The sequence below is a fragment of the Streptomyces qinglanensis genome (assembly GCF_900111245.1).
GTDB classification, from domain to species: domain Bacteria; phylum Actinomycetota; class Actinomycetes; order Streptomycetales; family Streptomycetaceae; genus Streptomyces; species Streptomyces qinglanensis.
On record NZ_FOGO01000003.1, the window covers coordinates 529764 to 554658 of the forward strand.

Here is a 24895-nt window from a genome sequence, read left to right on the forward strand (position 1 = left end):
CTCAAGCGGTCTTGTAGGCTTCCTCCATTACCCGGCAGGGTCGCATGGGCAAGGATCGTGCCCATGGACGACCTGCTGAACTCACTGGTGAACAAGGGGCTCCGCGGCGAGACGCCCACCCGGGACGAAGCACTCGCGGTGCTGCGGACCACCGATGACGACCTGCTCGATGTGGTGGCAGCCGCCGGAAAGGTGCGCCGTCGCTGGTTCGGGAAGCGGGTGAAACTCAACTACCTGGTGAACCTCAAGTCGGGGCTGTGCCCGGAGGACTGCTCCTACTGTTCCCAGCGGCTCGGCTCCGAGGCCGGGATCCTCAAGTACACCTGGCTCAAGCCCGAGGAGGCCGCCGAGGCCGCCGCGGCCGGGGTGCAGGGCGGCGCCAAGCGGGTCTGCGTGGTGGCCAGCGGCCGCGGCCCCACCGACCGCGACATCGACCGGGTCTCCAAGACGATCGGGGCCATCAAGGAGCGGAACGAGGACGTCGAGGTGTGCGCCTGCCTCGGTCTGCTCTCCGACGGCCAGGCGGAGCGGCTGCGCCAGGCCGGGGCCGACGCCTACAACCACAACCTCAACACCTCGGAGTCCACCTACGGGGACATCTGCACCACGCACACCTACGAGGACCGGGTGGAGACCGTCAAACAGGCCCGCGGTGCCGGGCTCTCGCCCTGCTCGGGTCTGATCGCGGGCATGGGGGAGACGGACGAGGACCTGGTCGAGGTGGCCTTCTCGCTGCGCGGGCTGGACGCGGACTCGGTGCCGGTCAACTTCCTGCTGCCGTTCGAGGGCACGCCGCTGGCCGAGGAGTGGAACCTGACTCCGCAGCGGGCGCTGCGCATCCTGGCGATGGTGCGGTTCGTGTGCCCGGACGTGGAGGTGCGGCTGGCCGCCGGGCGCGAGGTGCATCTGCGGTCGCTGCAGCCGCTGGCCCTGCACCTGGCCAACTCCCTCTTCCTGGGCGACTACCTCACCAGCGAGGGGCAGGCGGGCAAGGCCGATCTGGAGATGATCGCGGACTCGGGCTTCGAGGTGGAGGGCGCGGAGACGACCACGCTGCCCGAGCACCGGCGCGAGGAGTCCGGCGCCGCCCCGCACGAGCGGGTCGCGGTCCGGCTGCGGGGCACGGGGACGGAGCTGCCGCCCAATGCCTGAGAGCACCGTCCCGGCGGCGTCCGCCGGACCGGGCGCCGCCACCGAGGAGTTGCTCGCCCTGGACCGGCAGCATGTGTGGCACCCGTACGGGCCGATGCCCGGGACCGCGGACCCGCTGGTGGTGGAGTCCGCCGCGGGTGTGCGGCTGCGGCTGGCCGAGCCCGCGCACGGGCAGCGGGAGCTGATCGACGGGATGTCGTCCTGGTGGTCGGCCGTCCACGGCTACCGGCACCCGGTGCTCGACGAGGCCGTCCGCGACCAGCTCGGCCGGATGAGCCATGTGATGTTCGGCGGGCTGACCCACGAGCCCGCGGTGCGGCTGGCGGCCCGGCTGGCCGAGGTGACGCCCGGCGATCTGGAGCACGTCTTCCTGTCGGACTCCGGTTCGGTCGCCGTCGAGGTCGCGGTCAAGATGTGCCTGCAGCACTGGCGTTCGCTGGGGCGTCCGGAGAAGCGGCGGCTGCTGACCTGGCGCGGCGGCTACCACGGGGACACCTGGCAGCCGATGTCGGTGTGCGACCCGAAGGGCGGGATGCACCACCTGTGGTCCGGGGCGCTGCCGGTGCAGGTGTTCGCCGAAGCACCGCCCGCCGGCTTCGCGGCGGAGCCCGACCCGGCCTACGTGGCGCATCTGCACGAGCAGATCGGGCGGCACGCACACGAGTTGGCCGCCGTCGTCGTCGAACCGGTGGTGCAGGGCGCCGGCGGGATGCGGTTCCACTCCCCCGGGTACGTCCGGGCGCTGCGCGAGGCGTGCGACGCGCACGACGTGCTGCTGGTGCTGGACGAGATCGCCACCGGCTTCGGCCGCACCGGGGAGCTGTTCGCGGCCGACCACGCCGGGGTGGTCCCCGATGTGATGTGTGTCGGCAAGGCGCTGACGGGCGGATACCTGTCGATGGCGGCCACACTGTGCACGCCGCGCGTGGCGGAGGGGATCGCGCGCGGCTCGGTACCGGTGCTGGCGCACGGTCCGACCTTCATGGGCAACCCGCTGGCGTCCGCCGTCGCGGGCGCCTCGCTGGATCTGCTGCTGTCCCAGGACTGGCGGACGCGGGTGCAGCAGGTGTCCGACGGGCTGCGCACCGGGCTGGCGGAGGCCGCGGAGCTGCCCGGGGTGCGGGAGGTGAGTGTGCTCGGCGCGATCGGGGTGCTGCGCCTGGACCACGAGGTGGACGTGGCAGCCGCGAGCCGGGCCGCGGTGCGTGCCGGGGTGTGGCTGCGGCCGTTCCGCGACATGGTCTACGCGATGCCGCCGTACATCACCGGCGACGAGGACGTGGCACGGATCGCCGCCGCGATGTGCGCGGCGGCCCGGGAGGGCTGAGATGCGGGGTGAAGCGGACGTGCCGGTCGCACGGGGCGTGCTGTGCGTCTCCGGGGCCGGTACGGAGATCGGGAAGACGGTGACCACCGCGGCGGTGGCGGCGTGCGCGCTGCGCGCCGGCCGTTCGGTGGCCGTGCTCAAGCCTGCGCAGACGGGCGTGGCGGCCGGTGAACCGGGGGACGTGGCGGAGGTGCTGCGGCTGACCGGCGGGATCGCGTCGGCTCCCGGCACGGTGACCGGGGCCGAACTGGCCCGCTATCCGGAGCCGTTGGCGCCGGAGACGGCGGCCCGGCGCGCGGGGATGCCGTACGTGTCGGCCGCAGAGGTCGCCGAGGCGGCCGGGAAGCTGGCCGCCTCGCACGACCTCGTCCTGGTCGAGGGCGCGGGCGGGCTGCTGGTGCGGTTCGACGGCGCGGGCTCGACGCTGGCCGACGCCGCCCGGCTGCTGGCGGCGCCGGTGCTGGTGGTCGTCCAGGCCGGGCTGGGCACGCTGAACACGGCGGCGCTGACGGCGGAGGCGCTGCGGGCCCGCCGCGTGGAGTGCGCGGGGCTGGTGATCGGCAGTGTGCCCGGGGCCCCGGGGCTCGCCGAGCGGTGCAACCTGGCCGACCTGCCCCGGTACACCGAGCTGCCGCTGCTGGGCGCCGTCCCCGAAGGGGCGGGGGCGCTGCCCCCGTCGCGTTTCGGTGCGGAGGCGCCCGGCTGGCTGGCGCCCGGACTGGGGGGTGACGCGGTACCGGCGGCGGCGCTCGGCTGAGCGCCGCCGCCGGTACCTCACAGGGTCCAGGTGCGCAGCTCGGCGGCGATCGCGGGCAGGTCGGCGGTGCCGTCCTTGACCAGCCGGGCCAGGTCGCGTATCCGCTCGGGAGAGGTGACGACCTTGAGCCCGCAGGCGACGAGGTAGCCGTAGGCCACGGCGGAGGCGAACAGGGCGTTGGAGCGCTCCAGGGCCGGTACGTGCAGCAGGAGTTGCAGCAGCGCGGCGGCGCGGTCGTGCGGCTCGGGGTAGACGGGGCGGCCGAAGACGGCGGCCTCGTGGCGGCTGACGGCGGCGACGAGCGCTCCGTAGTCGGTGACCCGCGGGTCGCCCGGGGTCTTCTGCTCGGCGAGGATCAGCAGCCAGGCGAGGTCGACGCGTACGCTCACGCCGCGGGCGGGCTTCCGGCCCCGGTCCCCGGGTCCCGCTCACCGGCCCCGGCCGCGTCGAGTTCCTCGGCGAAGACGGACGCGTAGCTCTTCATGAAGTCGGCTGCCGCGTCCACGAAGGAGCGGCCCACCTCGGCCGCGTCCCGCTGGACGAGTTCCTCGATGTACCGGTTCACGCTCACGCCGCGGGCCAGCGCCCGCTCCCTGGCGGCCTGCGCCGTGCCCTCGTCCACCCGGACGTTCAGTTGCGTCTTCGCCACACCACCACGCTAGCACCCTTCCGCTAGCAGTGAACAGGCGTGCGATCCGGGCGCGGTCCGCGGCCCCGTCCCCGGGCCGCCCGGGCTCGGCCCGGCCCGCGCGTCGGCCGGCCCGGCACTCCTGCCGGAGGTGGCACGACCGGCACGTCCGCTCCGGTCGCTCCGGTGCCCGAAGCCCTCGCCGGAAGCCCTCGCCCGAAGCTGAGTCCGGTGCCGCGGACGGCCCCCGACCCCCGCAGACGACTCCGCCGTCCAGGTGCCCACCAGGCGAAACTGCGTGGCGGGCCGGGTGCGGCCCGTGCTGGGATGCGGGCCATGACGGAGCTTGCGATACGGGCGGCGGGCACGGCCGACATCGACCCGGTGCTGGCCTTCTGGCAGGAGGCGGCGGAGGGCACGAGCGTCAGCGACGACCGGGACGGGGTGGCCCGGCTGCTGGCCCGGGACCCGGAGGCCCTGCTGCTGGCGGAGCAGGACGGGCGGCTGGTCGGCACGGTCATCGCCGGGTGGGACGGCTGGCGCTGCTCCCTCTACCGGCTCGCGGTACTGCCCGCGCGGCGCCGGCAGAGCGTCTCCCGGTCCCTGCTGGCCGCCGCCGAGGAGCGCTTCGCGGCGCTCGGCGGACGGCGCGGCGACGCCATGGTGTTGGACGCGAACGAGCGGGCACACCGGGTCTGGCAGGCCGCCGGTTACGTTCCGCAGCCCCAGTGGAGCCGCTGGGTCAAACCGCTGACCGCCTGAGAGCCCGCGCCCCGCGCGGGAACCGGGGAACCGCTCGGCCCGTTTACGCTGTACACGAAGCCGGGCCCGCACCCCCGCGGGCCCGGCACAGTCATCGGATCCGAAAGGTGTGAGCGTCCGCCCATGGGCGACCCTCCCAGTAGCAGCCTCCGACATCGCGCGTACCGGCCACCCCTGTCCCACGATGGGAAGGAGGTGAACGGTCGATGACGGAAGTCCTGCTGCTGCTCGTGGCACTGCTGCTGTCCCTGGCCTGCGGCGGATTCGTGGCCGCCGAGTTCTCCCTGACGACCGTCGAGCGCAGCGAACTGGAGCGGGCCGAGCAGCGCGGCGACCGGGGCGCGCGGAGCGCGCTGGCGGCCGTGCGGTCCCTCACCTTCCAGCTCTCCGGGGCACAGCTGGGCATCACCGTCACCAATCTGGTCGTCGGCATGCTCGCCGAGCCGTCCGTGGCCAAGCTGATCGCCGGACCGCTGCGCTCGCTCGGCGTACCGTCCTCGGCCTCCTCCTCCCTCGCCCTCGTACTCGGCACCGCGCTGTCCACGGTGGTGCTGATGGTGATCGGCGAGCTGGTGCCCAAGAACTGGGCGATCTCCCGGCCGCTGCCGGTGGCGCGGGCGGTGGCGACACCGCAGCGGGCCTTCTCGGCAGCCTTCCGCCCACTGATCCGCCATCTGAACAACACCGCCAACCGGGTGCTGCTGCGGATGGGCCTGGAGCCCACCGAGGAGCTGGCCTCGGCCCGCTCGCCGCAGGAGCTGGTGGCGCTGGCACGGCACTCCGCCAAGGAGGGCGCTCTGGAGGAGGACACCGCCGACCTGTTCGTGCGCACCCTGCACCTGGCCGAGCTGACGGCGGAGAACGTCATGACGCCGCGCGTGCAGGTGACCTCGCTCGAGGTGCAGGCCACCGTGGAGGACGTCGCCAACGCCACCCGCGCCACGGGACTCTCCCGCTTCCCCGTCTACCGGGGGAACCTGGACACCGTCGTCGGCATCGTCCGGATCAAGGACGTGCTGGCCGTACCCGCCGCCGAGCGGCGGCTGCGGCCGGTGACCGATCTGATGCGGGAGCCGCTGCTGGTTCCCGAGTCGCTGACCGTCGACCGGCTGCTGGACCAGCTCTCGGGCGGCGACCGCAGCATCGCGGTCGTCATCGACGAGTACGGCGGCACGGCCGGCGTCGTCACACTGGAGGACATCATCGAGGAGGTCGTGGGCGAGGTCCGCGACGAGCACGACCCGCTGGAGACCCCCGACCTGGCCCCCGCCGGGGAGGACGCGGAGGGCCGGCCCGTCTACGTCGCGGACGGCGCCGCGCGCACCGATCAGCTGCAGGCCATCGGGCTGCGCACTCCGGAGGGCCCCTACGAGACGCTCGCCGGGCTGATCGCCACCGAACTGGGCCGCATCCCGGCCGCCGGGGACACCGTGTCGGTCGGCGGCTGGGAGCTGACGGTCATGGACGCCGGCGGCCGCCGCGCCGCGCAGGTGCGGCTGTACGGACCGAAGCCGGGTGACGACCCGGCCGGGTCGGAGACCGGCGACCGGGCGGAGGCACAGCGATGACGGTGCTCCAACTGCTGATCGGGCTGCTGACCCTGGTGGCCAACGCGTTCTTCGTCGGCGCGGAGTTCGCGCTGATCTCGGTGCGCCGCGCACAGATCGAGCCGCTGGCCGAGGAGGGCGACAAGAAGGCCCGCAAGGTGCTGTGGGGCCTGGAGCACGTGGCGCAGATGCTGGCCGCGGCGCAGCTCGGCATCACGCTGTGCACCCTGGTGCTCGGTGTCGTCGCCGAGCCCGCCATCGCGCACCTGCTGGAGCCGGTCTTCCACGCGGTCGGTGTCGCGGACGGCGTGGCGCACGGCGTCTCGTTCGTGATCGCGCTGTCGCTGGCGACGTATCTGCACATGCTGCTGGGCGAGATGGTGCCCAAGAACATCGCGCTGGCCGGGCCGGAGCGGACCGCGCTGCTGCTGGGGCCGCCGCTGGTGGCGCTGTCGCGGGCGCTGCGCCCGGTGATCTTCGCGGTGAACTCGTTCGCCAACGCGCTGCTCAAGCTGATCCGGGTCGAGCCGAAGAGCGAGGTCGAGGCCGCGTTCTCGGACGACGACCTCGCCCAGATGGTGGCCGACTCCAGTGAGGCCGGGCTGCTGGACGACCGCTCGACCGAACGGCTGCGCGACGCGCTGGAGCTGGGCAGGCGGCCGATCGCCGAGGTGGCGCAGCCGCTGCACAAGGTGGTGACGGCAGGCCGCGGTGTGACCCCCGAGGGGCTGGAGAACCTGTCGGCCGAGTCCGGGTTCTCCCGGTTCCCGGTGGTGGACGACGACGGGCGGGTGCTGGGTTATCTGCACGTCAAGGATGCGCTGGACGCCTCGCCCCGGGAGGCTGCGTTCCCGCTGACGGCGATGCGTCCCATCGCCCGGGTGCGGGCCTCGCTGCCGCTGGACGACGTGCTGGGGGCCATGCGCTCCAGCGGAACCCATCTGGCGGCGGTCACCGGCCCGGACGGGCGGGCAACGGGCGTGGTGACGATGGAGGACGTGCTGCGCGAGCTGGTCGGCCAGGCGTAGCGGCAGCCCACCGGCTCGCCGGCCGTCAGGCCCGCAGGCCCGTTGCCCCGGGGACACCGCAAGGTCGTTGCTCGGGGCAACGGGCTACCATGGGCGACCGTGACCAGTGCTGCTCCCGCCTCGTCCGCGGAACCCGCCCGTCCCCCGGCCACCCCTCGCTCGTTCGTCGCCCTGGGCGACTCGTTCACCGAGGGGATGTCCGACCTGCTGCCGGGTGGCGGCTACCGGGGGTGGGCCGATCTGCTCGCGGCCCGCCTCGCGGCCCGGGAGCCGGAGTTCCGCTACGCCAACCTCGCGGTGCGCGGCAAGCTGATCGGGCAGATCGCCGCCGACCAGGTCGCGCCCGCGGCGGCGATGGAGGCCGACCTGGTGACCCTGGTGGGCGGTCTCAACGACGTGCTGCGGCCGGGCTGCGACACCGCACGGGTGTGTGCGCTGCTGGAGGAGTCCGTCGCCACCCTGGCGCCCGCCTGCGGGACGCTGGTGCTGATGCGCAGCCCAGGGCGCCGCGGACCGGTACTGGAGCGCTACCGGGCCCGGATGGAGCAGCTCTTCGACTTCATCGACGGGCTTGCGGAGCGGCACGGCGCGCTGGTGGTCGACCTGTTCGCCTCCGAGGCGCTGGGCGACCCGCGCATGTGGGCCGACGACCGGTTGCATCTGACGGCGGAGGGGCACAGCAGAGTGGCCGAGGCCGTCTGGCAGCGGCTCGGGCTGCCGCCCGGAGGCGACTGGAACACCCCGCTGCCGCCCGCCGCCGCACCCTCCTGGACGGCCCGCCGTGCCGCGGACGCGCGCTTCGCCCGAGTGCACCTGCTGCCCTGGATCGGGCGGCGGCTGACCGGCCGCTCCTCGGGCGACGGGCGCACCCCCAAGCGCCCGGAGCTGGCCCCACTGGCCTGCGACGACACCGCCGGCTCCGGGGCCGCCCTCCCGCCGCCCCGGAGCGCCGGGGACCGCGCGGCACCGTAGACTCGGGCGGCGTGAGTGACAAGCCGCGCATCCCGAACGTCCTGGCGTCCCGCTACGCCTCCCCCGAGCTGGTCCGCATCTGGTCCCCCGAGTCGAAGATCGTGCTGGAGCGGCGGCTGTGGCTCGCCGTGCTCAAGGCGCAGCGGGACCTGGGCATCGCCGTACCCGAAGAGGCGCTGGCCGACTACGAGCGGGTGGTCGAGAACGTGGACCTCGCCTCGATCGCGGAGCGCGAGAAGGTCACCCGGCACGACGTGAAGGCGCGCATCGAGGAGTTCAACGCGCTGGCCGGGCACGAGCACGTACACAAGGGCATGACCTCGCGCGACCTGACGGAGAACGTCGAGCAGCTCCAGATCCGGCTCTCCCTGGAGCTGGCCCGCGACCGTTCCGTGGCCCTGCTGCAGCGGCTGGGCGCGCTGGCGGGCGAGCACGCGGCGCTGGTGATGGCGGGCCGCTCGCACAACGTCGCGGCGCAGGCCACCACTCTCGGCAAGCGCTTCGCGACCGGAGCCGACGAGCTGCTGGTCGGCTTCGAGCGGCTGGAGGAGCTGCTGCGCCGGTATCCGCTGCGCGGCATCAAGGGGCCCGTCGGCACCGCGCAGGACATGCTGGACCTGCTCGGCGGGGACGAGCAGAAGCTGACCGACCTGGAGCGCAGGATCGCCGAGCACCTCGGGTTCGGGCGTGTGTTCACCTCTGTCGGGCAGGTCTACCCCCGCTCCCTGGACCACGAGGTGGTCGGCACGCTGGTGCAACTGGCCGCCGCCCCCTCGTCACTGGCCAGGACGATCCGGCTGATGGCCGGCCAGGAGCTGGTGACCGAGGGGTTCAAGGAGGGGCAGGTCGGCTCCTCGGCGATGCCGCACAAGATGAACACCCGCTCCTGCGAGCGCGTCAACGGCCTCATGGTGACCCTGCGCGGCTACGCCTCCATGGCGGGCGAGCTGGCCGGGGACCAGTGGAACGAGGGCGACGTGTCCTGCTCGGTGGTGCGCCGGGTGGCACTGCCCGACGCCTTCTTCGCGTTCGACGGGATGCTGGAGACGTTCCTGACGGTGCTGGACGAATTCGGCGTCTTCCCCGCCGTGGTGGCCCGGGAGCTGGACCGCTACCTGCCGTTCCTGGCGACGACGAAGGTCCTGATGGGCGCCGTGCGGGCCGGGGTCGGCCGGGAGGTTGCCCACGAGGCGATCAAGGAGCACGCGGTGGCTGCGGCCCTGGCGATGCGCAAGGGGGCGGAGCACAACGAGCTGCTGGACAGGCTCGCGGCGGACTCCCGCATCCCGCTCGACCGCGCCGCGCTGGGCGAACTGATGGCGGACCGGCTGTCGTTCACCGGCGCCGCGGCCGCGCAGACCGCGGAGGTCGTCAGCCGCGTGCAGGAGGTCGCCGCGCTGCACCCCGAGGCCGCCGGCTACCGGCCCGGAGCGATCCTCTGACTCCGCGGTTCACCGCCCGGGAGCTGGCGGCGGCCCGCGGCAAGCAGGTGCCGGACGTGGCGGCCGAGGGGCTGCGGGTGCTGTTCTGCGGTATCAACCCCGGGCTGCTCTCGGCCGCCACCGGCCACCACTTCGCCCGCCCGGGCAACCGGTTCTGGCCCGCGCTGCACGCCTCGGGGTTCACCCCGCGGCGGCTGCTCCCCGAGGAGGAGCGGGAGCTGCTCACCTACGGGCTGGGCATCACCAACGTCGTCGCCCGGGCCACGGCGCGTGCCGACGAGCTGACCCGCGCGGAGTTCGCCGAGGGCGGGCGGCTGCTGGAGGCGAAGACGGCACGGCTGCGGCCGAAGTGGCTCGCGGTGCTGGGCGTCACCGCCTACCGCGCGGCCTTCGACGCCCCGGGCGCCGCGGTGGGACCGCAGGAGCGGCTGGTGGGCGGCGTGCCGGTGTGGCTGCTGCCCAATCCCAGCGGGCTCAACGCGCACTACACGCCGTCCGCGCTGGCCGAGAAGTTCGGCGAGCTGCGGGCGGCGTCAGCCGAGGACTGACGGTGCGCTCCTGCCCCGCTCCCCCGCGGCCGCCAGGAGCTGCAGCGGGATGTCCTCGCCGCGCCGGGCCAGCCCGACGCCCACCCAGCGGTCCCCCACCGTCCACACGGCCAGTTCGGCGACCCGCCAGCACACCGTCCGCTCGGGTTCGGGCAGGGCGGCGCCCTCCGCGGCGGCCAGCAGATGCGGGCCGAGGTCGACCGTCTCCGGCTCGCCCCACCGCCGGGACAGCAGGACGAGCAGCGCTTCGTGGTCGGCGCGGACTTCCCGCTCCGCTTCCAGGAGTTCGACCGCGTCGCCGTCGGGGGGCGGGTCCGCGGTACGTAACACGGCGGTCCGGGGGGCGGGGTCGGCCCGCAGTCCGTCGAGGGCGGCAAGGTGGTGCGCGAGGTGCATAGGGACAGTCAACCTTCCGGCACTGACAGCCGGTTGAGCGGCCCGGCCTCCGCGAGCCGCCGCGGGTCCGCGGCACGGGGGAGCCGCCCCGCGGAGTGGCCGCCGGTCGGCGCGGTGCGGCCGCCGCTCGCCGTGCCTCACCGCAGCGGTTACGATCCGCACCACGCGCACAGGCAGGGAGGCGGAGCGTGAGCAAGCTGACCGGACGGGACCCCTCCCTGCTGCGGCGGATCAACTCCACGGTGGTGCTGCGGGCGCTGCGCGGGACGACGGCTCCGGCCGCGCTGACCCTCACCGAGCTGGTGCGGGCCACCGAGTTGTCCCGGCCCACGGTCGAGGGCGTGGTCGAGGATCTGATCGAGGCGGGGCTGGTCGCCGAGGCCGCGGACGCGGCGGCGCGACCGGGCGGCACGGCGCGCCGCGGGCGGCCGGCACGGAGCTTCCGGTTCCGCGCGGAGGCGGGCCAACTGCTGGGCCTGGAGATCGGGCCGCACCGGGTGGCGGCCGTCCTCTCGGATCTGACCGGCCGGCTCACCGGCTCCCTCACCCGTGAGGTGGACGAGACGGCGGAGGCCGAGGCGCGGCTGGAGCGGATCCGGGGCACCGTCGCGGAGCTGCTGCGGCGGACCGGCACCGCCCGGGACGCGCTGCGCGCGGTCGGCGTGGGCACCCCGGGCATCGTGGAGGCGGACGGAACGGTGCGGCTGGGCACGGCGCTGCCCGGCTGGACGGGGCTCGCACTGGGTGAGCGGCTGCGCCGCTCGTTCCGCTGCCCGGTGCTGGTGGAGAACGACGCGAACGCCGCCGTGCTGGCCGAGCACTGGAAGGGCGCGGCGCGCGGCGTGGACGACGTGGTGATGGTGCTCGCCGGGCTGAGTCCCGGCGCCGGCTCGCTGATCGGGGGACGGCTGCACCGGGGCTTCGGCGGTGCGGCCGGGGAGATCGGGGCGCTGCACCTGCTGGGCCGGGAGGTCACACCCGAGCGGCTGCTGTCCACCACCGACGAGCCGCTGCACCCGCTCGACGAGGCGGCCGTGGCCCGGGTGTTCGCGGAGGCCCGGGTGGGGGACGGCCGGGCGCGCCGGGCCATGGACCGCTTCCTCGCCCGGCTGGTGCACGACGTGGCGGCCCTGGTGCTGGCGCTGGACCCGGAGCTGCTGGTGGTCGGCGGCTGGGCCTCCGGCCTGGACGGGGTACTGGACCCGCTGCGCGCCGAGTTGGAGCGCTACTGCCTGCGTCCGCCGCGGGTGGTGCTCTCCCGGCTGGGCGACACGGCGGTGGCGACCGGGGCCCTGCGGGTGGCCCTGGACCACACGGAGAGCGAGCTGTTCACCGTGGAGGGCGCCGGGACCGCCGGTTGACCGCCGCACCCGCGTCCGCGTCGTCCCGGCGGCACGGGTACCCGGGTCAGCTCGCCAGGACCGGTACCGGGTCCGTGTCGCTGAAGGAGAGCCGGCAGGTGTCGGCCCGGTAGGTCGCGACCGAGACCGCGGCGGTGCCGCCGTCGGACAGATAGCGCGTCGTGACGATCAGCACGGGGGCGCCGGGCAGCCGGTCGAGGCGGCGCGCGTCCTCGGCCCGTGCGGAGCCCAACTCGACCGTGCGGTCCTGCCCTCCGAAGGGGAGCCGGTGCAGCTCGCGCAGCACCGTGCGGGCGCGCGCCGCCTCGGATCCGTCGCCCGTGGGAACGGAGGGAACCGAGGCGGTGGGGACGTAGAGCACCTCGGAGGCGACCTGCTGGCCGCCGGTCGTCCGGCTGCGGAGCACCGCGTGCACGGGCGCGTCGGCGGCCACACCGAGGGTGCGGGCCACCGCGGCGGGGGCCGGGCCCTCCGCGTACTCCTCGGCGTGCCAGGCGTCGCCGGGGGCGCCCGGCCAGGTGTGCGGGCCGGACTCGGAGCCGACGTCGACTCCCACCCGGGGCGGTGCGACCGTGGTGCCGACGCCGCGGCGGCGCTGGAGGCGCCCTTCCAGTTCGAGCTGTTCCAGGGCCTGGCGGAGTGTCGCTCGGGCGACTCCGAAGCGGGCGGCCAGTTCGCGTTCGTTCGGCAGGATCTCGCCGACCGTGAACTCCGAGTCGAGCGCCTCGGAGAGCACCGTCCTCAGCTGCCAGTACTTCGGCTCCGGCACCGTCTCGAGCTGCGTGGTCCCCACCCTTGCCTCCGCAATCCCCGTACACCCGACGGACGGTGTGCGGCCGGTGTTTATGCGTCCTTGTTTTTTAAAGGTCCTTGCGTATGCCTCCCGACCTTAGGACGCCCCCCACCCTTGGTCAAGACCAATGCCCCGGGGCCGGCCCCTTGTCCCCGGCCGGACCGACTGCGATGATCGATCATCGATCACTGTCGGGCCGACGTCCGGAGGACTCCATGCCGCGCCCCCGCACCCCCGCCTCGCTGCGGCGTGTCACCGTCGTCACCGGCGCCGGACGCGGCATCGGCGCCGCCACGGCACTGCGGCTCGCCCGGGACGGCCACCACATCGGTGTCAACTACGCGGCCGACGAGGAAGCGGCTGCCCGCACCGCGGAGGCCGTCCGGGCCCTCGGACGCGAAGCCGTCACCGTCCGGGCCGACACCGGCGACGCGGCCGCGGTGGACCACCTGTTCGACACCGTGCGGGACGCTCTCGGCCCCCTGACCGGACTGGTCAACAACGCCGGTGTCTCCGGACCGCTGGGCCGGTTCACCGAGACCTCCCCCGAGGTGATGCGGCGGGTCGTGGACGTCAACGTGACGGGGGCGCTGCTGTGCGCGCGACGCGCCCTGCGGGAGATGTCCACGGCGCACGGCGGGCAGGGCGGCGGAATCGTGAACATCTCCTCCTGCGCCGCCACTCTCGGCTCCCCCGGCGAATACGTGCACTACGCGGCGTCGAAGGCCGCCGTCGACGCCATGACGGTGGGCCTGGCCAAGGAGTTCACCGGCGAGGGCGTCCGGGTCAACTGCGTGCAGCCGGGATCGGTCCTCACCGAGATGCACGCGCGGATGGGCGACCCCGACCGGGCGTGGAAGAAGGCCGAGATCACCCCGGCCCGGCGCCCCGGGGAACCGGAGGAGATCGCCGACGCCGTCGCCTGGCTGCTCTCCGACGAGGCGTCCTATGTCTCGGGCGCGGTCCTCAGAGCAGCAGGCGGCCTGTGAGGCCGGACCACTCGCCGGCCCCCGCCAGGTGGGCGAGCTTGGCCGGGTTGCGGATCAGGTGGACGGTCCGCACCTGCCCCCCGGCCACCTCCAGGGAGAACACCGTGTCGGGCCGTCCGCCGACCGTCAGCAGCACGGCCGGACCACCGTTGAGCTCCAGGAAGCGGACCCCGGACGCCGGGTCCCGCATCCCCTCCGGGGCGACGGCGGCCAGGAACCGACTGATCCGGTCGGCACCGACGACGACCCGGCGCGGCGCCTTGGCCGCCCCTCCGCTGTCGGAGACGAGCCGCGCGTCCGGCGCCAGCACCGAGACCAGCCCCCGCACATCGCCGTCCGCCGCGGCCTTGAGGAACCGCTCGGTCAGCTCCCGGCGCAGCGCGGGGTCGACCTCGAAGCGCGGCTTGCGCTCGGCCACATGCTGCCGGGCCCGTCCGGCGAGCTGACGCACGGCTGCCTCGTTCCGCTCCAGCGTTCCGGCGATCTCCGCGTACGGGAAGCCGAACGCCTCGCGCAGGACGAACACCGCGCGCTCCAGCGGCGAGAGGGACTCCAGCACCACCAGCACGGCCAGCGAGACGGACTCGGCCAGCACCGCGCGCTCCGCGCCGTCCGGGGCCTGCGCCGCCGGGCCGGGGCCGGTGACCACCGGTTCGGGCAGCCAGGAGCCGATGTACGCCTCGCGCCGGGACTGCACCTGGCGGAGCCGGTCGATGGCCAGCCGGGTGGTGACGCGTACGAGGTACCCGCGCGGCTCGCGCACCTGGGTGTGATCGGCCGCCGCCCACCGCAACCACGCCTCCTGCACCACGTCCTCGGCATCGGCCACCCGGCCCAGCATCCGGTAGGCGACGCCGTCGAGCACCGGGCGGTGTTCCTCGAAGACCTCGGTCGCATCAGCGGTCACCGCGCCATCATGCCACCGGGGGCCGATCCGCAGGACACGCGGGGCTTCCCTGGACGGGCGCTTGCTGACATCGTGTCGACGAATCGCAGCGGCGCCGCCCGTCCCCGGGGCGGGGCACCCTGCCGCCGAGATGCCGCCGAGATGCCGCCGACATGCCGCGCAGCACCGTAGGAACCCCAGGAGTGGCCATGCCCGCCGTCTTCACCCCGCAGACACCCGCAGGCGCCTCCGCCTCCGTGGTCGAGGTCCCGGTGCCGGGAGGACCACCGGTCGAACTGGCCTACGAACGGCGCGGCTCGGGTGAGCCGATGCTGCTGCTGCACGGCATAGGCCACCACTGGCAGGCATGGGAGCCGGTGCTGTCGGTGCTCGCGGGAAGCTACGACGTGATCGCCCTCGACCTGCCCGGCTTCGGCGCCTCCCAGCCGCTGCCGGACGACGCCTCCTACGGGCTGCGGCGTGTGGTGCCGCTCCTCGCCGCGACCTGCACGGCCCTGGGAGTCGAACGCCCCCACGTGGTGGGCAACTCGCTGGGCGGACTGCTGGCCCTGGAGCTGGGCCTGCACGGTGCGGCGCGTTCGGTCACCGCGCTCTCCCCAGCGGGCTTCTTCACCCGCCCCGAGCGGCTGTACGCCTACGCGGTGCTGCGCGGCATGCGCGCCGGGGCGCGGGCCCTGCCGGACCCGGTGCTGGAGGTGCTGGCCCGCACCCCTGCCGGGCGCGCCGCCCTGACCAGCACCATCTACGCCCGGCCCGGGCGGCGTCCGGCCGACGCGGTGGTGGCCGAGACCCGTGCTCTGGGGCAGGCGGCGGGCTTCGCCCCGGTGCTGGCGGAGGGCCGCCGCCCCGCGGCACGCTTCGACCAGGACCTCGGGGACCTGCCGGTGACGATCGGCTGGGGCGACCGGGACCGGCTGCTGCTGCGCCGCCAGGGCGTCCGCGCCAAGCGCGCGATGCCCGGCGCCCGCCTGGTGCGGCTGCGCAACTGCGGCCACGTACCGATGAACGACGCCCCGGCCACCGTCGCCCGCGTCGTCCTGGACACGGCCCGGCACGCGGCCGCGCGGCCGGGAGCGGTTCGCACCCGCACCTGAGCCCCTGGCACGCGCGGCCGGCGGAACGGCCCTCGGCCCGGGACCGCGCCGTCCTCGCCCGCCGCCTGTGACATGTCGCCGCGCGGACCGCCGGACCCGCACCCCGGCGGGTCCGGCACAGGCCGTCAGCTCAGGGCCGTCTCGATGCGCAGCTCCAGCGCGCCCGCCTCGCTGACCCGCTCGGCGACGGTCCCGTGCGGGTCGGGGCGCCCGGCCGGATAGGCGGCCCGCACCCGGGTGAGCCGGGTGACGGCCTGGTCGTAGCGGCCCAGGTCCACCTCGAGCGCGGCAGCCCGCAACTCCGCGCTCGTCGCCTCGTGCAGGCCGGCCTCACCGCAGGAGTGGAAGGCCGCGACGGCACGCTCGGCGTACTCGATGCCTCGCGCGTAGCAGTCCACCGCGGGGGCGCCCGGCTCGCCGGGTTTCGGCACCGGCACCGGCTCGACCAGCAGTTCGGCCGTCTGCCGGTAGGTGTGGCCGGCCTCCAGACGCAGCCGGAGGCGCTGCTCCTCGTCCTGGGGTCCCTCCGGGGAGCGCAGGATCCGGGCGATCTCCTCCTGGGCCGCGGCCATGAAGCCCAGCGCCTCCTCGACCGGCGCACCCGCTTCCATGGCCAGCCAGCCCCGGGCGTGCAGCGTACGGATCACCGCATGCGGATCCCCCAGCTCCCGCCACAGCGCCTCGGCCCGGCCGTACAGTTCGCCCGCCGCGGTGTGCCGGCCGCAGGCGCGGTGGGTGTCGGCCGCCAGGTGGGTGACGACGGCGCGCCCGTGCCGGTCCCGCCACCGGTGCGGCAGCTCGGCCGCGCGGCGGAGCAGCCGGGCGGCGGCCCGGAGCTGCTCGGGGCGGGTGCAGGACTGGCCGAGCCAGACGCACGCCTGCACGATGCCGGGTTCGTCCTCCCGCTCCAGCAGACCGCCGAGGGCCTCGACCAGGACGGCGGCCGCTTCGTCGGTCTCCTCCAGGACGAGCAGGCAGCCGCCGAGCCGGAGACCGGCCCGGGTGGCCTCCGCGGCACTGCCCGAACCGGCCAGCGCGTGCGCCGCGTGCCGGAGCGATTCGGCCTCCTCGGCCAGCAGTCCCTGCGCCGCGTGCACGTCGGCGTGCAGCAGATGGAGGCGCGCGAGGTCGTCGGGGGTACGTGCGGCGGCGCCCGGCCGGTCCTGCAGGCTGCCGCGCAGCACCTCGGCGGCGCGCTTGTGGTCGCCGGTCTCCATCAGCAGCCGGGCGAGGGCCAGTTCCGGACCGGTGGCGGACCACGGGCGGCCCGCCTCGTGGAAGAGGTCGGCGGACTCGGCCAGCAGTTCGCCTGCGCGTACCGCGTCGCCACGCCGGGCTGCCAGCATTCCCCGGATCTCGGTGGCCTCGGCGATGCCGGCCCGGACGGCGGGCTCGCCGCAGTCGGGCAGCGCGAGCCCGACCAGGTCGGCCAGCTCCGCGTCGAGCGCGTCGGCCCTCGGGCCCAGCGGATCGGCCGCGCCGTCCGGACGTGCCGGTCCGGCTGGGTGCTCGGCACCGGATGCCGACGGCCGGTTGGCGGGGTTGGCCGCGTCGAAGGGGGTGCCGCCCCCGTTCCCCGCGCCCTCCTGCGCCCCGCCGAGGTCGTGCGCGCGCAGCCGGGCCCGGGCCAGCAGCACGGCGAGGGCGTGCCGGGTGCCGATACGCCCGGCGGCGTGCAGATGCTCGGCCTCGGCGCACAGCGCGTCGAGGGACTCGGGCGGCACGGCCGCACCCTCGGGGGCTCGGGAGGCGGCGGAAGCGGCTCGCGCCCGGCACGCCAGGGCTTCGCCGGGCAGGTCGGCCCCGGCGAAGAGACTGGCGGCCTCCGCGAAGCCGGCGGCACCGGCCGCCGGATCGGTGCGGGACGCCGCATCGGACCGGTGGTCGAGGAGTTCGGCGCGCTCCACCTGGTCGAGCCGCGCCCCCGTACGGGCGACGGCGTCGCCGGCCGCGGTCCACCGCGCGGCCGCCTCCGGGTGGCCGACGGCGCTCAGCCGCCGCGCCTGGGCCAGCAGTCGGTGCGCGTCCGGCGAACCGTCCCCGGACTCCGCACCGGCCTGCGGCCGGGGCTCGGCGCCGCGTTCCGCATCCGGCTCGCTCCAGGTTCCGCGTTCCGCATCCGGCTCGCTCCAGGTTCCGCGTTCCGCATCCGACTCGCTCCGGGTTCCGTCTCCCGCCTCCGGGCCGCCCTCCGAGGCGCGTCCCGGACCGGTCTTCGGCCCGCCCGGCGGCTCGGGGGCCGCGGGCAGCGCGGGAAACGCGACGGCGCCGATCCCCAGCGGCAGGTGCGGGACCAGCGGCCGCGCGGCGAGTCGGCTGCGCACCGCCGCGCGGTGCCCGGTGGTGCCGGCGCGCCGGTCGAAGCGTTCCGCCGTCTCCAGGGCCTGCGCTGCGGCGTACTCCAGCAAGGACGCCGCGCTCCAGTCCCGTCCCGGAGGGCCCGGGACCGGCAGGGCGGCGTGCCCCAGGTCGCCGAGCCGCCGCATCAGCAGTGCGACGGCGGACATCCACGCCTGGTGGCCGGGCGCGTCCTGCTGCTCCTCCCACCGCGTCCCGTCCTGTTCGGCGAGGATCTCCAGCCCGCGCGGCTCGTTCCCGGTGCGGGCGCAGAACTCCAGGTGCCGGGCGAGCGCACCGCGCCCGGTCGGCGCTTCGCGGACCAGCAGGCAGCCCGCGAGGTGCCGGCTCCGTGCCTCCGCGGCGCGGCCGAGGCGCAGCAGCGGTCCCAGCGAGGCGGCCAGCAGGTAGGGGCGCCGGTGGGGGCACGCGTACTCGCCGCGCAGCACCGGTTCCCACATCCGCAGCGCCGCCTCGTCCTGGGCTGCTCCGCTGCCCGGTGCCGCGTCCTCGGCCTCCTCGGCGCGCACGGCGTACGCCCGGCCGCGCCAGGTCAGTTCGCAGCCCGCGCAGTCGGCGCTGCGGTCGCGTTCCGCCGCCAGCCAGGCGCTGTAGGCGCGCGCGGACCGCTGCCGGTCGCCGAACCGCTGGGCGACCAGGAACTCGCGTGCGTGGACGGCGCGCCGGGACAGTCCGGCGCGGTCGTGCTCGCGGGCCAGCAGGGTGAGCCACTCCTCGATCTCCGCCACCGGGACCGCCGGGTCGGCGGCCAGGTCGGCCACGGCCCAGCGGAGGGACCACAGCAGCGCGAAGGCGTCCTCCGAATCGAATGCCTGCGGATCCTCGTCCCGCAGCCGCAGTGCCCGCGCGACGGGGTCGGGGGTGGTGCGGGCCGCGGTCCCGAAGACGCGGCTGGCGGCCAGGTGCAGCAGCGCCGCGCCCAGGGCGGCCCGGCCCTCCCGGGTGCCCGCCTCCGCGGCCGCCTCGGCCTCCGCGACCAGTTCCTCGGCGCGGGCGACGCGCTCGGGGCCGTGCGGGGCCAGGCCGCTCGCCCGGATGTCCGTACGGAGCTCGGCAGGCGTACGGCTGGTGGTCATCGGGCCTCCTGGGCCGGGGTGGAACGGGTCGGGCGGGATGCGGGTGGAGTTGTCCGTGAAGCGGCAATCCTAGGCTGCGGTGAGCGGTCGGACACACGCAGTCGCGTGCCGCCTCTTCTGTCCGGTGTGGCACCGGTGTTCACTGGGGCTTCGGATGTACGGCACACGGAGGGAGCACTCACACCACAGGAACGGGATACGGCTCGCACGGGTGACGGGCGGAGTGCGGCGCCGCGGCGGATCCCCGGCGCGCGAGTGGTCCTCCGCGCCGGAGATCCGCCGCGGCAGGGTCGGTCTCCGTCCCACGCTCCGAAGGCGCACACTCGCAACCTCTCGAGGAGGCCCGCACATGGCACAGGACGATCCGACCGGCAGTCATCCCGCGCGGCGGGCGGTACTGCGCGGCACGGCGGGCGCCGGCGCGGCGCTGTCGTTGCCGCTGCTCGGCGCCGCCGCTCCCGCGCAGGCGCGGCGCGGCAGGCCGTCCGCGGACTGGGGCGTGCAGACGGGCGACGTGACGGCGTCCTCCGGTCTGGTGTGGGTGCGCGCGGACCGCCGGGCGCGGATGGTGGTGGAGACGGCCGCGACCGAGAGCTTCCGCAACCCGAAACGGTGGCTGGGGCCGGTCGTGGGGCCGGAGACCGACTTCACCGGACGCACCGCGCTGCACGGGCTGCCGGCGGGCGAGCAGATCCACTACCGGGTGCTGCTGGCCGACCCGGACGATCCGCGGCGCGCGGGCCGGCCCGTGCACGGAACCTTCCGCACGGCACCGGCACGCCGGCACGGCGTGCGCTTCCTGTGGTCGGGCGACCTGGCCGGGCAGGGCTGGGGCATCAACCCCGACCGGGGCGGATATCCGATCTTCGACCGGATGCGGCGGCTGGATCCGGACTTCTTCCTCAACAGCGGCGACACGATCTACGCCGACTCACCCGTCCAGGAGCGGGTGGAGCTGCCGGACGGCAGCATCTGGCGGAACGTCACCACCGAGGAGAAGTCCAAGGTGGCCGAGACGCTGACGGAGTTCCGCGGCAACTTCCGCTACAACCTGCTGGCCCGGAACCTGCGCCGGTTCAACGCGCAGGTTCCGTCGATCGTGCAGTGGGACGACCACGAGGTGCTCAACAACTGGTACCCGGGCGAGATCCTGGACGACGACCGCTACACCGAGAAGGACGTCTCCACCCTCGCGGCGCGCTCGCTGCGGGCCTTCGGCGAGTACTTCCCGGTCAGCACCCTGCCGCCCGGCGACGAGGACGGGCGCGTCTACCGGGTGGTGCGGCACGGCCCGCTGCTGGACGTGTTCGTGCTGGACATGCGGGCCTACCGGAACGCGAACTCGCCCGGCCGCAGCCCCGACGACCGCCAGGGCATCCTAGGCGAGCGGCAGTTGCGGTGGCTCAAGCGGGAGCTCTCGCACTCGCGCGCGGTGTGGAAGGTGATCGCCTCCGACATGCCGCTGGGGCTGGTCGTACCGGACGGCGGCACGGACTACGAGGCGGTCGCCCAGGGCGATCCGGGCGCCCCGTTGGGCAGGGAGCTGCAGATCGCCGAACTGCTGCGGCACATCAAGCACCAGCGCGTGACCGGCACGGTGTGGCTCACCACGGACGTGCACTACACCAGCGCGCAGCGGTACGACCCCGGCCGCGCCGCGTTCGAGGACTTCGCACCGTTCTGGGAGTTCGTCTCCGGACCGCTGAACGCGGGCGGGTTCAGGGCGCTGAAGCTGGACGGCACCTTCGGGCCCGAGCAGCGGTTCATCCGGGCCCCGGAGCGCGCCAACACCCCGCCGAGCGAGGGCGGGCAGCACTTCGGCCAGGTGGACATCGACGGCTCCACCGGGGAGCTCACCGTGCGGCTGCGCGAGGAGAGCGGTGCGGTGCTGTTCACCAAGACGCTCCGACCCGGCCGGGTGGGCCAGTGAACCGGGCCGGGTGACGCCGTGACCGCACCGCGTGCCGAGTACAGCTACACGCCGGTCGGCCGTACCGCGTACGGCGTGACCCCGCCCGGGTTCCGCGCGCTGCGGGTCCGCACCCCGCTGGGCACCGGCGGGGCCGTCTTCGCGGCGGCCTCGCGGGCGCTGCTGGAGTGGCGCATGCACCGTGCGATGGGAGTCCGCGTCGAGGCGGAAGCCGGCCGTGCCGCCCCCGGGGTGCGGGTGACGGTCGGCCTGGGCGTGGGAGCGCTGCGGGTGAGCGGACCGTGCCGGGTGGTGTGGGCTGTCGAGGAGGAGCGGCGGGCCGGATGGGCGTACGGGACGCTCCCGGGCCACCCGCAGCGCGGCGAGGAGGCGTTCCTGGTCGAGCAGGCGCCGGACGGCGCCGTCCGGCTGACCGTGCGGGCCTACAGCGTGCCCGCGGTGTGGTGGACGCGGGCGGCGGGGCCCGTGCTGCCGGTGCTGCAGTGGGGCTACGCGCTCCGGTGCGGACAGGTGCTGCGCCGGCTGGCCCGGGAGGGACCGGGCGCTCCGCGGGGTCGGCCCTGACGTCCGCTGCACGGCCCCGCGGGGCGTTCCGGGGCCGCCGCACCGCCCGCGGCAAATGGGACGATTGCTCGGCAGGCGCTCTTTTTACGCACCTGTCATATGCCGTTCGTGGTCAGGCAACGACCGTCCGCGAGGGTGTTCGCATGGCTGATGACCCTGCCGCGAAGAAGACGGACACCACGACCGGCGGCGCGACGCGCCTCTGGCGGCGCGCGGCGCCGGCCGCACGACGCGGCCTGCGGGCGTGGCGCGTCCGGCCGGGCCGCGGCGGACGGGGGCTGCGGGGCGCCGCGGCGGCGGTGCGGCGGTCCCCCGGCAGCGCCACCGCGCTGTGGCGGGTGCGCACGACCGTGCGGGACGAACCCGGCACGCTCGCCCGGGTCTGCGGCGCCCTGGCGGCGGGCGGCGTCGACATCCTCACGCTCCAGACGCACCCGCTCGGCGACCGCACGGTGGACGAGTTCCTGCTGCGCACGTCCGAGGCGGCACAGCCGCGGGAGCTGGCCCGGCTGCTCTCCGAGGCGGGCGGCACCGACACCTGGGTGGAGCGGGCCGACGCACACGACCTGGTGGACACCCCGACCCGGGTGCTCAACCTGGCCACCAGGGCGGCCCTGGACTCGGCCGAACTCCCGCTGGCCCTGCGGGCGCTGCTGGGCCGCTGCTCGATCCGGTCGGTCCCCGGAGACACACCCGCGGAAGGGTCGCTGGAGGGTACGCTGCTGCGCCTGCCCGACCCTGCCGGAGGAGAGATCGTCGTGGAACGGCACCATGTGCCCTTCACCCCCACCGAGTTCGCGCGGGCGCACGCGCTCGTGGAGCTGGACGCCCGGCTGGGGCGCCGCACCCCGGGAGAGCGGCACGCGCTGACGCTGCCCGGGGGCCGGGCCGTCACCGTCCGCCGCGCCGACGAGGGCGATCTGGAGGCCGCGCTGGCCATGCACGCCCGCTGCTCGAAGCAGACGCTCACCCAGCGCTACCACGGTCCCGTCAAGGGCGCCGACCGCTATCTGCGGCATCTGCTCTCCCCCCGGTTCGGCCGCACCCTGGCCGTGGAGTCGCCCGCGGGCGAACTGGTGGCGCTCGGGCACCTGCTGTGGGACGGCGACGAGACCGAGGCGGCGCTGCTGGTCGAGGACGCCTGGCAGCGCCGGGGCATCGGCGCCGCCCTGCTGCGGCGGCTGACCGACATGGCCCGCGAGGCCCGCTGCGAGAGCGTCTACGCGGTGACCCGGTCCTCCAACACCGGCATGGTCGCGGCGATGCGCGGGCTGGGGCTGCCGCTCGACTACCAGATCGAGGAGGGCACGCTGGTGGTGACCGCGACACTGGCGCCCGCCGCGGTCGCGCCCCGCTGAGTCCCGGCCCCACCGCGGAGGGGCCCGGCGACCGCACCCGGACGCCGGGCCTCCGCGCCCCACCCGCGTCCGCCCGGTGCTGACGGAAAGGGTACCGGCGTACGAGGATGGGCCCATGTCCGATGCGATCAACACAGCGACCCCCGCCCCCCTGCCCCGCCAGGTGGCAGACACCTACGTCGACGCACTCGTCGAGCTCGACCCGCTCACCGGCACCTACCTCGGGGTGCCCGAGTGCCACGGCAGGCTGCCGGACTTCTCCCCCGCCGGTCAGGAGGCGACGGCCGTCCTGAACCGCACCACCCTGGAGGAGCTGACCGCGGCGGAGGCCCGGCCGGGCGCCGAGAGCGACGAGGAGCGGCGCTGCGCCCGGCTGCTCCGCGAACGGCTCACCGCCGAGCTGGCCGTCCACGAGGCCGGCGAGGGCCTGCGCGCCGTCAGCAACCTCAACTCGCCGCTGCACGCGGTGCGCGGCATCTTCACGGTGATGCCCTCCGAGACGGAGGAGGACTGGGAGGCGGTCGCCGCCCGGATGCGGGCGATGCCGGTCGCGCTCGACGGATACCGCGCCTCGCTGGCCGAGGGGCTCGCCCGGAAGCTGTACGCCGGGCCCCGCCAGGTCGCCACCGTGCTGGAGCAGCTCGCGCAGTGGCTGGGCGAGAAGGACGCGGAGGACGACCGGGGCTGGTTCGCGGAGTTCGCCGGGGGCTGCCCCGACGGCCTCCGGTCGGAACTGGGCGAGGCCGCCGCCGAGGCCACCCGCGCCGTCGCGGAACTGCGCGACTGGCTGCGGGACGTGTACGCGCCGGGTGTCGCCGGAACGCCGGAGACGGTGGGTCGCGAGCGGTACGCGCGCTGGGCGCGCTACTGGAACGGCGCTGACCTGGACCTGGAGGAGTCCTACCGCTACGGCTGGCAGGAGTTCCACCGGCTGCTGGCCGAGATGCGCACCGAGGCGGAGAAGATCCTGCCGGGCGCACGGACTCCCTGGGAGGCGCTGCGCCACCTGGACACCCACGGCGAGGCCGTGGAGGGTGTCGACGAGGTCCGCGAGTGGCTCCAGGCACTGATGGACGAGGCGATCGCCGAGCTGGACGGCACCCACTTCGAACTCGCCGAGCCGGTACGCCGGGTGGAGGCCCGCATCGCCCCGCCCGGCAGCGCCGCCGCGCCGTACTACACCCAGCCGTCGCTGGACTTCTCCCGGCCCGGCCGCACCTGGCTGCCCACCATGGGCGAGACCCGGTTCCCGGTCTACGACCTGGTCACCACCTGGTACCACGAAGGCGTACCCGGACACCATCTGCAGCTCGCGCAGTGGACATACGTCGCCGACAAGCTCTCGCGCTACCAGACGACCGTGGGCATGGTCAGCGCCAACGCCGAGGGCTGGGCGCTGTACGCGGAGCGGCTCATGGACGAGCTGGGCTTCCTGACCACGCCGGAGCGGCGGTTGGGCTACCTGGACGCGCAGATGATGCGCTCCACCCGGGTGATCGTCGACATCGGCATGCACCTGGAGCTGGAGATCCCCGCCGACTCTCCCTTCCACCCGGGTGAGCGGTGGACTCCGGAACTGGCCCAGGAGTTCTTCGGCATGCACAGCGGGCGCCCTGCGGACTTCGTGGAGAGCGAGCTGGTGCGCTATCTGGGGATGCCGGGGCAGGCCATCGGCTACAAGCTGGGCGAGCGCGCCTGGCTGGAGGGCCGCGCAGCCGCGCAGCGCGCGCACGGCGCCGCCTTCGACGCCAAGTCCTGGCACATGGCGGCCCTCTCGCAGGGCTCCCTCGGTCTCGACGACCTGGTGGCGGAGCTGTCCGCGCTCTGAACTGCCGTGCGGTGCCGCCGGACCGGCCCCCGGGGCGGGTCCGGCGGCACCGCGCCGGGCGGTCGGCCGGTGCGCCGA

22 protein-coding genes are annotated in these 24895 nt (G+C 75.1%); 16 read left to right on the plus strand and 6 right to left on the minus strand.

Annotated elements, in window-relative coordinates; genetic code table 11:
* Positions 1 to 63 precede the first annotated feature (63 nt).
* From bioB to bioD, 3 genes are read left to right on the plus strand one after another with little or no spacing between them, the layout of a single operon-like run.
* A complete protein-coding gene (gene bioB / locus BMX65_RS09435; protein ID WP_074999704.1) occupies positions 64 to 1152 on the plus strand; it encodes a biotin synthase BioB in 1089 nt (362 codons plus the stop codon).
* Positions 1145 to 2479, plus strand: a complete 1335-nt coding sequence (locus BMX65_RS09440; RefSeq protein WP_074999705.1) for an adenosylmethionine--8-amino-7-oxononanoate transaminase — start codon at positions 1145 to 1147, stop codon at positions 2477 to 2479. Before bioB ends, BMX65_RS09440 begins: the two co-directional genes overlap by 8 nt.
* Before the next feature lies 1 nt (position 2480).
* Entirely contained in the window at positions 2481 to 3236 is a 756-nt protein-coding gene (bioD, locus tag BMX65_RS09445; protein ID WP_074999706.1) for a dethiobiotin synthase, read from the plus strand.
* 17 nt (positions 3237 to 3253) lie between these two features.
* Here bioD and BMX65_RS09450 read toward each other — a convergent pair whose 3' ends face one another.
* Together BMX65_RS09450 and BMX65_RS09455 are read right to left on the minus strand one after the other, a co-directional pair.
* Positions 3254 to 3625 (minus strand): fic family toxin-antitoxin system, toxin component, encoded by a 372-nt coding sequence (locus tag BMX65_RS09450; RefSeq protein ID WP_074999707.1) that lies wholly within the window; start codon positions 3623 to 3625, stop codon positions 3254 to 3256.
* Positions 3622 to 3885: a toxin-antitoxin system, antitoxin component gene (locus tag BMX65_RS09455; protein WP_074999708.1), complete on the minus strand. Its 264-nt coding sequence runs from the start codon at positions 3883 to 3885 to the stop codon at positions 3622 to 3624. The genes BMX65_RS09450 and BMX65_RS09455 overlap by 4 nt, the downstream gene beginning before the upstream one ends.
* A gap of 315 nt (positions 3886 to 4200) precedes the next feature.
* Between BMX65_RS09455 and BMX65_RS09460 the strand changes: the two genes are divergently transcribed.
* The 6 genes from BMX65_RS09460 (at position 4201) to mug (ending at position 10163) form a co-directional block, all read left to right on the plus strand.
* Positions 4201 to 4626 (plus strand): GNAT family N-acetyltransferase, encoded by a 426-nt coding sequence (locus tag BMX65_RS09460; RefSeq protein WP_074999709.1) that lies wholly within the window; start codon positions 4201 to 4203, stop codon positions 4624 to 4626.
* Positions 4627 to 4832: 206 nt separating this feature from the next.
* On the plus strand, positions 4833 to 6194 hold the full coding sequence (locus BMX65_RS09465; protein WP_074999710.1) for a hemolysin family protein: 1362 nt from the start codon (positions 4833 to 4835) through the stop codon (positions 6192 to 6194).
* Entirely contained in the window at positions 6191 to 7201 is a 1011-nt protein-coding gene (locus tag BMX65_RS09470) for a hemolysin family protein (protein WP_074999711.1), read from the plus strand. The genes BMX65_RS09465 and BMX65_RS09470 overlap by 4 nt, the downstream gene beginning before the upstream one ends.
* Before the next feature lie 99 nt (positions 7202 to 7300).
* Positions 7301 to 8173, plus strand: coding sequence for an SGNH/GDSL hydrolase family protein (locus BMX65_RS09475; RefSeq protein WP_074999712.1), 873 nt, complete (start codon positions 7301 to 7303; stop codon positions 8171 to 8173).
* An 11-nt stretch (positions 8174 to 8184) separates the two neighbouring features.
* Complete coding sequence (gene purB / locus BMX65_RS09480; protein ID WP_074999713.1) at positions 8185 to 9615, plus strand: adenylosuccinate lyase; 1431 nt, start codon at positions 8185 to 8187, stop codon at positions 9613 to 9615.
* Between the two features lie 47 nt (positions 9616 to 9662).
* The gene (gene mug, locus BMX65_RS09485; protein WP_177214220.1) at positions 9663 to 10163 is read left to right on the plus strand and encodes a G/U mismatch-specific DNA glycosylase; all 501 of its coding nucleotides are present in this window, start codon (positions 9663 to 9665) and stop codon (positions 10161 to 10163) included.
* On the opposite strand, the gene BMX65_RS09490 is transcribed toward mug, so the two are convergent.
* Complete coding sequence (locus tag BMX65_RS09490) at positions 10149 to 10559, minus strand: hypothetical protein (RefSeq protein WP_074999714.1); 411 nt, start codon at positions 10557 to 10559, stop codon at positions 10149 to 10151. The two genes, mug and BMX65_RS09490, sit on opposite strands and share 15 nt — an antisense overlap.
* A 188-nt stretch (positions 10560 to 10747) precedes the next feature.
* Here BMX65_RS09490 and BMX65_RS09495 point away from each other — a divergent pair, with 188 nt between their 5' ends.
* Entirely contained in the window at positions 10748 to 11920 is a 1173-nt protein-coding gene (locus BMX65_RS09495) for an ROK family protein (RefSeq protein ID WP_074999715.1), read from the plus strand.
* 46 nt (positions 11921 to 11966) lie between these two features.
* Here the strand turns inward: BMX65_RS09495 and BMX65_RS09500 are convergent, their stop codons facing one another.
* Complete coding sequence (locus BMX65_RS09500) at positions 11967 to 12713, minus strand: GntR family transcriptional regulator (protein WP_074999716.1); 747 nt, start codon at positions 12711 to 12713, stop codon at positions 11967 to 11969.
* A gap of 215 nt (positions 12714 to 12928) precedes the next feature.
* Here BMX65_RS09500 and BMX65_RS09505 point away from each other — a divergent pair, with 215 nt between their 5' ends.
* Entirely contained in the window at positions 12929 to 13702 is a 774-nt protein-coding gene (locus tag BMX65_RS09505) for an SDR family oxidoreductase (RefSeq protein WP_074999717.1), read from the plus strand.
* On the opposite strand, the gene sigJ is transcribed toward BMX65_RS09505, so the two are convergent.
* A complete protein-coding gene (gene sigJ, locus BMX65_RS09510; protein ID WP_074999718.1) occupies positions 13680 to 14609 on the minus strand; it encodes an RNA polymerase sigma factor SigJ in 930 nt (309 codons plus the stop codon). The genes BMX65_RS09505 and sigJ overlap by 23 nt on opposite strands.
* Before the next feature lie 188 nt (positions 14610 to 14797).
* On the opposite strand from sigJ, the gene BMX65_RS09515 reads away from it, so the two are divergent.
* Positions 14798 to 15703, plus strand: a complete 906-nt coding sequence (locus BMX65_RS09515) for an alpha/beta fold hydrolase (RefSeq protein WP_074999719.1) — start codon at positions 14798 to 14800, stop codon at positions 15701 to 15703.
* Positions 15704 to 15828: 125 nt separating this feature from the next.
* Here the strand turns inward: BMX65_RS09515 and BMX65_RS09520 are convergent, their stop codons facing one another.
* Positions 15829 to 19137, minus strand: a complete 3309-nt coding sequence (locus BMX65_RS09520) for a hypothetical protein (RefSeq protein ID WP_074999720.1) — start codon at positions 19135 to 19137, stop codon at positions 15829 to 15831.
* 349 nt (positions 19138 to 19486) lie between these two features.
* On the opposite strand from BMX65_RS09520, the gene BMX65_RS09525 reads away from it, so the two are divergent.
* From BMX65_RS09525 to BMX65_RS09540, 4 genes are all read left to right on the plus strand, one after another.
* Positions 19487 to 21067, plus strand: a complete 1581-nt coding sequence (locus BMX65_RS09525) for an alkaline phosphatase D family protein (protein ID WP_074999721.1) — start codon at positions 19487 to 19489, stop codon at positions 21065 to 21067.
* An 18-nt stretch (positions 21068 to 21085) separates the two neighbouring features.
* Entirely contained in the window at positions 21086 to 21631 is a 546-nt protein-coding gene (locus BMX65_RS09530; RefSeq protein ID WP_074999722.1) for a DUF1990 domain-containing protein, read from the plus strand.
* Between the two features lie 143 nt (positions 21632 to 21774).
* Entirely contained in the window at positions 21775 to 22989 is a 1215-nt protein-coding gene (locus BMX65_RS09535; protein ID WP_074999723.1) for a GNAT family N-acetyltransferase, read from the plus strand.
* A gap of 115 nt (positions 22990 to 23104) precedes the next feature.
* On the plus strand, positions 23105 to 24817 hold the full coding sequence (locus tag BMX65_RS09540; protein ID WP_074999724.1) for a DUF885 domain-containing protein: 1713 nt from the start codon (positions 23105 to 23107) through the stop codon (positions 24815 to 24817).
* Positions 24818 to 24895: the final 78 nt, after the last annotated feature.

Excerpts from the sequence above, each read along its gene's own strand:
- bioB (WP_074999704.1), top strand. The coding sequence starts at position 64 with ATGGACGACCTGCTGAACTCACTGGTGAACAAGGGGCTCCGCGGCGAG.
- BMX65_RS09440 (WP_074999705.1), top strand. The coding sequence starts at position 1,145 with ATGCCTGAGAGCACCGTCCCGGCGGCGTCCGCCGGACCGGGCGCCGCC.
- bioD (WP_074999706.1), top strand. The coding sequence starts at position 2,481 with ATGCGGGGTGAAGCGGACGTGCCGGTCGCACGGGGCGTGCTGTGCGTC.
- BMX65_RS09460 (WP_074999709.1), top strand. The coding sequence starts at position 4,201 with ATGACGGAGCTTGCGATACGGGCGGCGGGCACGGCCGACATCGACCCG.
- BMX65_RS09465 (WP_074999710.1), top strand. The coding sequence starts at position 4,833 with ATGACGGAAGTCCTGCTGCTGCTCGTGGCACTGCTGCTGTCCCTGGCC.
- BMX65_RS09470 (WP_074999711.1), top strand. The coding sequence starts at position 6,191 with ATGACGGTGCTCCAACTGCTGATCGGGCTGCTGACCCTGGTGGCCAAC.
- BMX65_RS09490 (WP_074999714.1), bottom strand. The coding sequence starts at position 10,559 with ATGCACCTCGCGCACCACCTTGCCGCCCTCGACGGACTGCGGGCCGAC.
- BMX65_RS09505 (WP_074999717.1), top strand. The coding sequence starts at position 12,929 with ATGCCGCGCCCCCGCACCCCCGCCTCGCTGCGGCGTGTCACCGTCGTC.
- BMX65_RS09515 (WP_074999719.1), top strand. The coding sequence starts at position 14,798 with ATGCCCGCCGTCTTCACCCCGCAGACACCCGCAGGCGCCTCCGCCTCC.
- BMX65_RS09520 (WP_074999720.1), bottom strand. The coding sequence starts at position 19,137 with ATGACCACCAGCCGTACGCCTGCCGAGCTCCGTACGGACATCCGGGCG.
- BMX65_RS09525 (WP_074999721.1), top strand. The coding sequence starts at position 19,487 with ATGGCACAGGACGATCCGACCGGCAGTCATCCCGCGCGGCGGGCGGTA.
- BMX65_RS09535 (WP_074999723.1), top strand. The coding sequence starts at position 21,775 with ATGGCTGATGACCCTGCCGCGAAGAAGACGGACACCACGACCGGCGGC.
- BMX65_RS09540 (WP_074999724.1), top strand. The coding sequence starts at position 23,105 with ATGTCCGATGCGATCAACACAGCGACCCCCGCCCCCCTGCCCCGCCAG.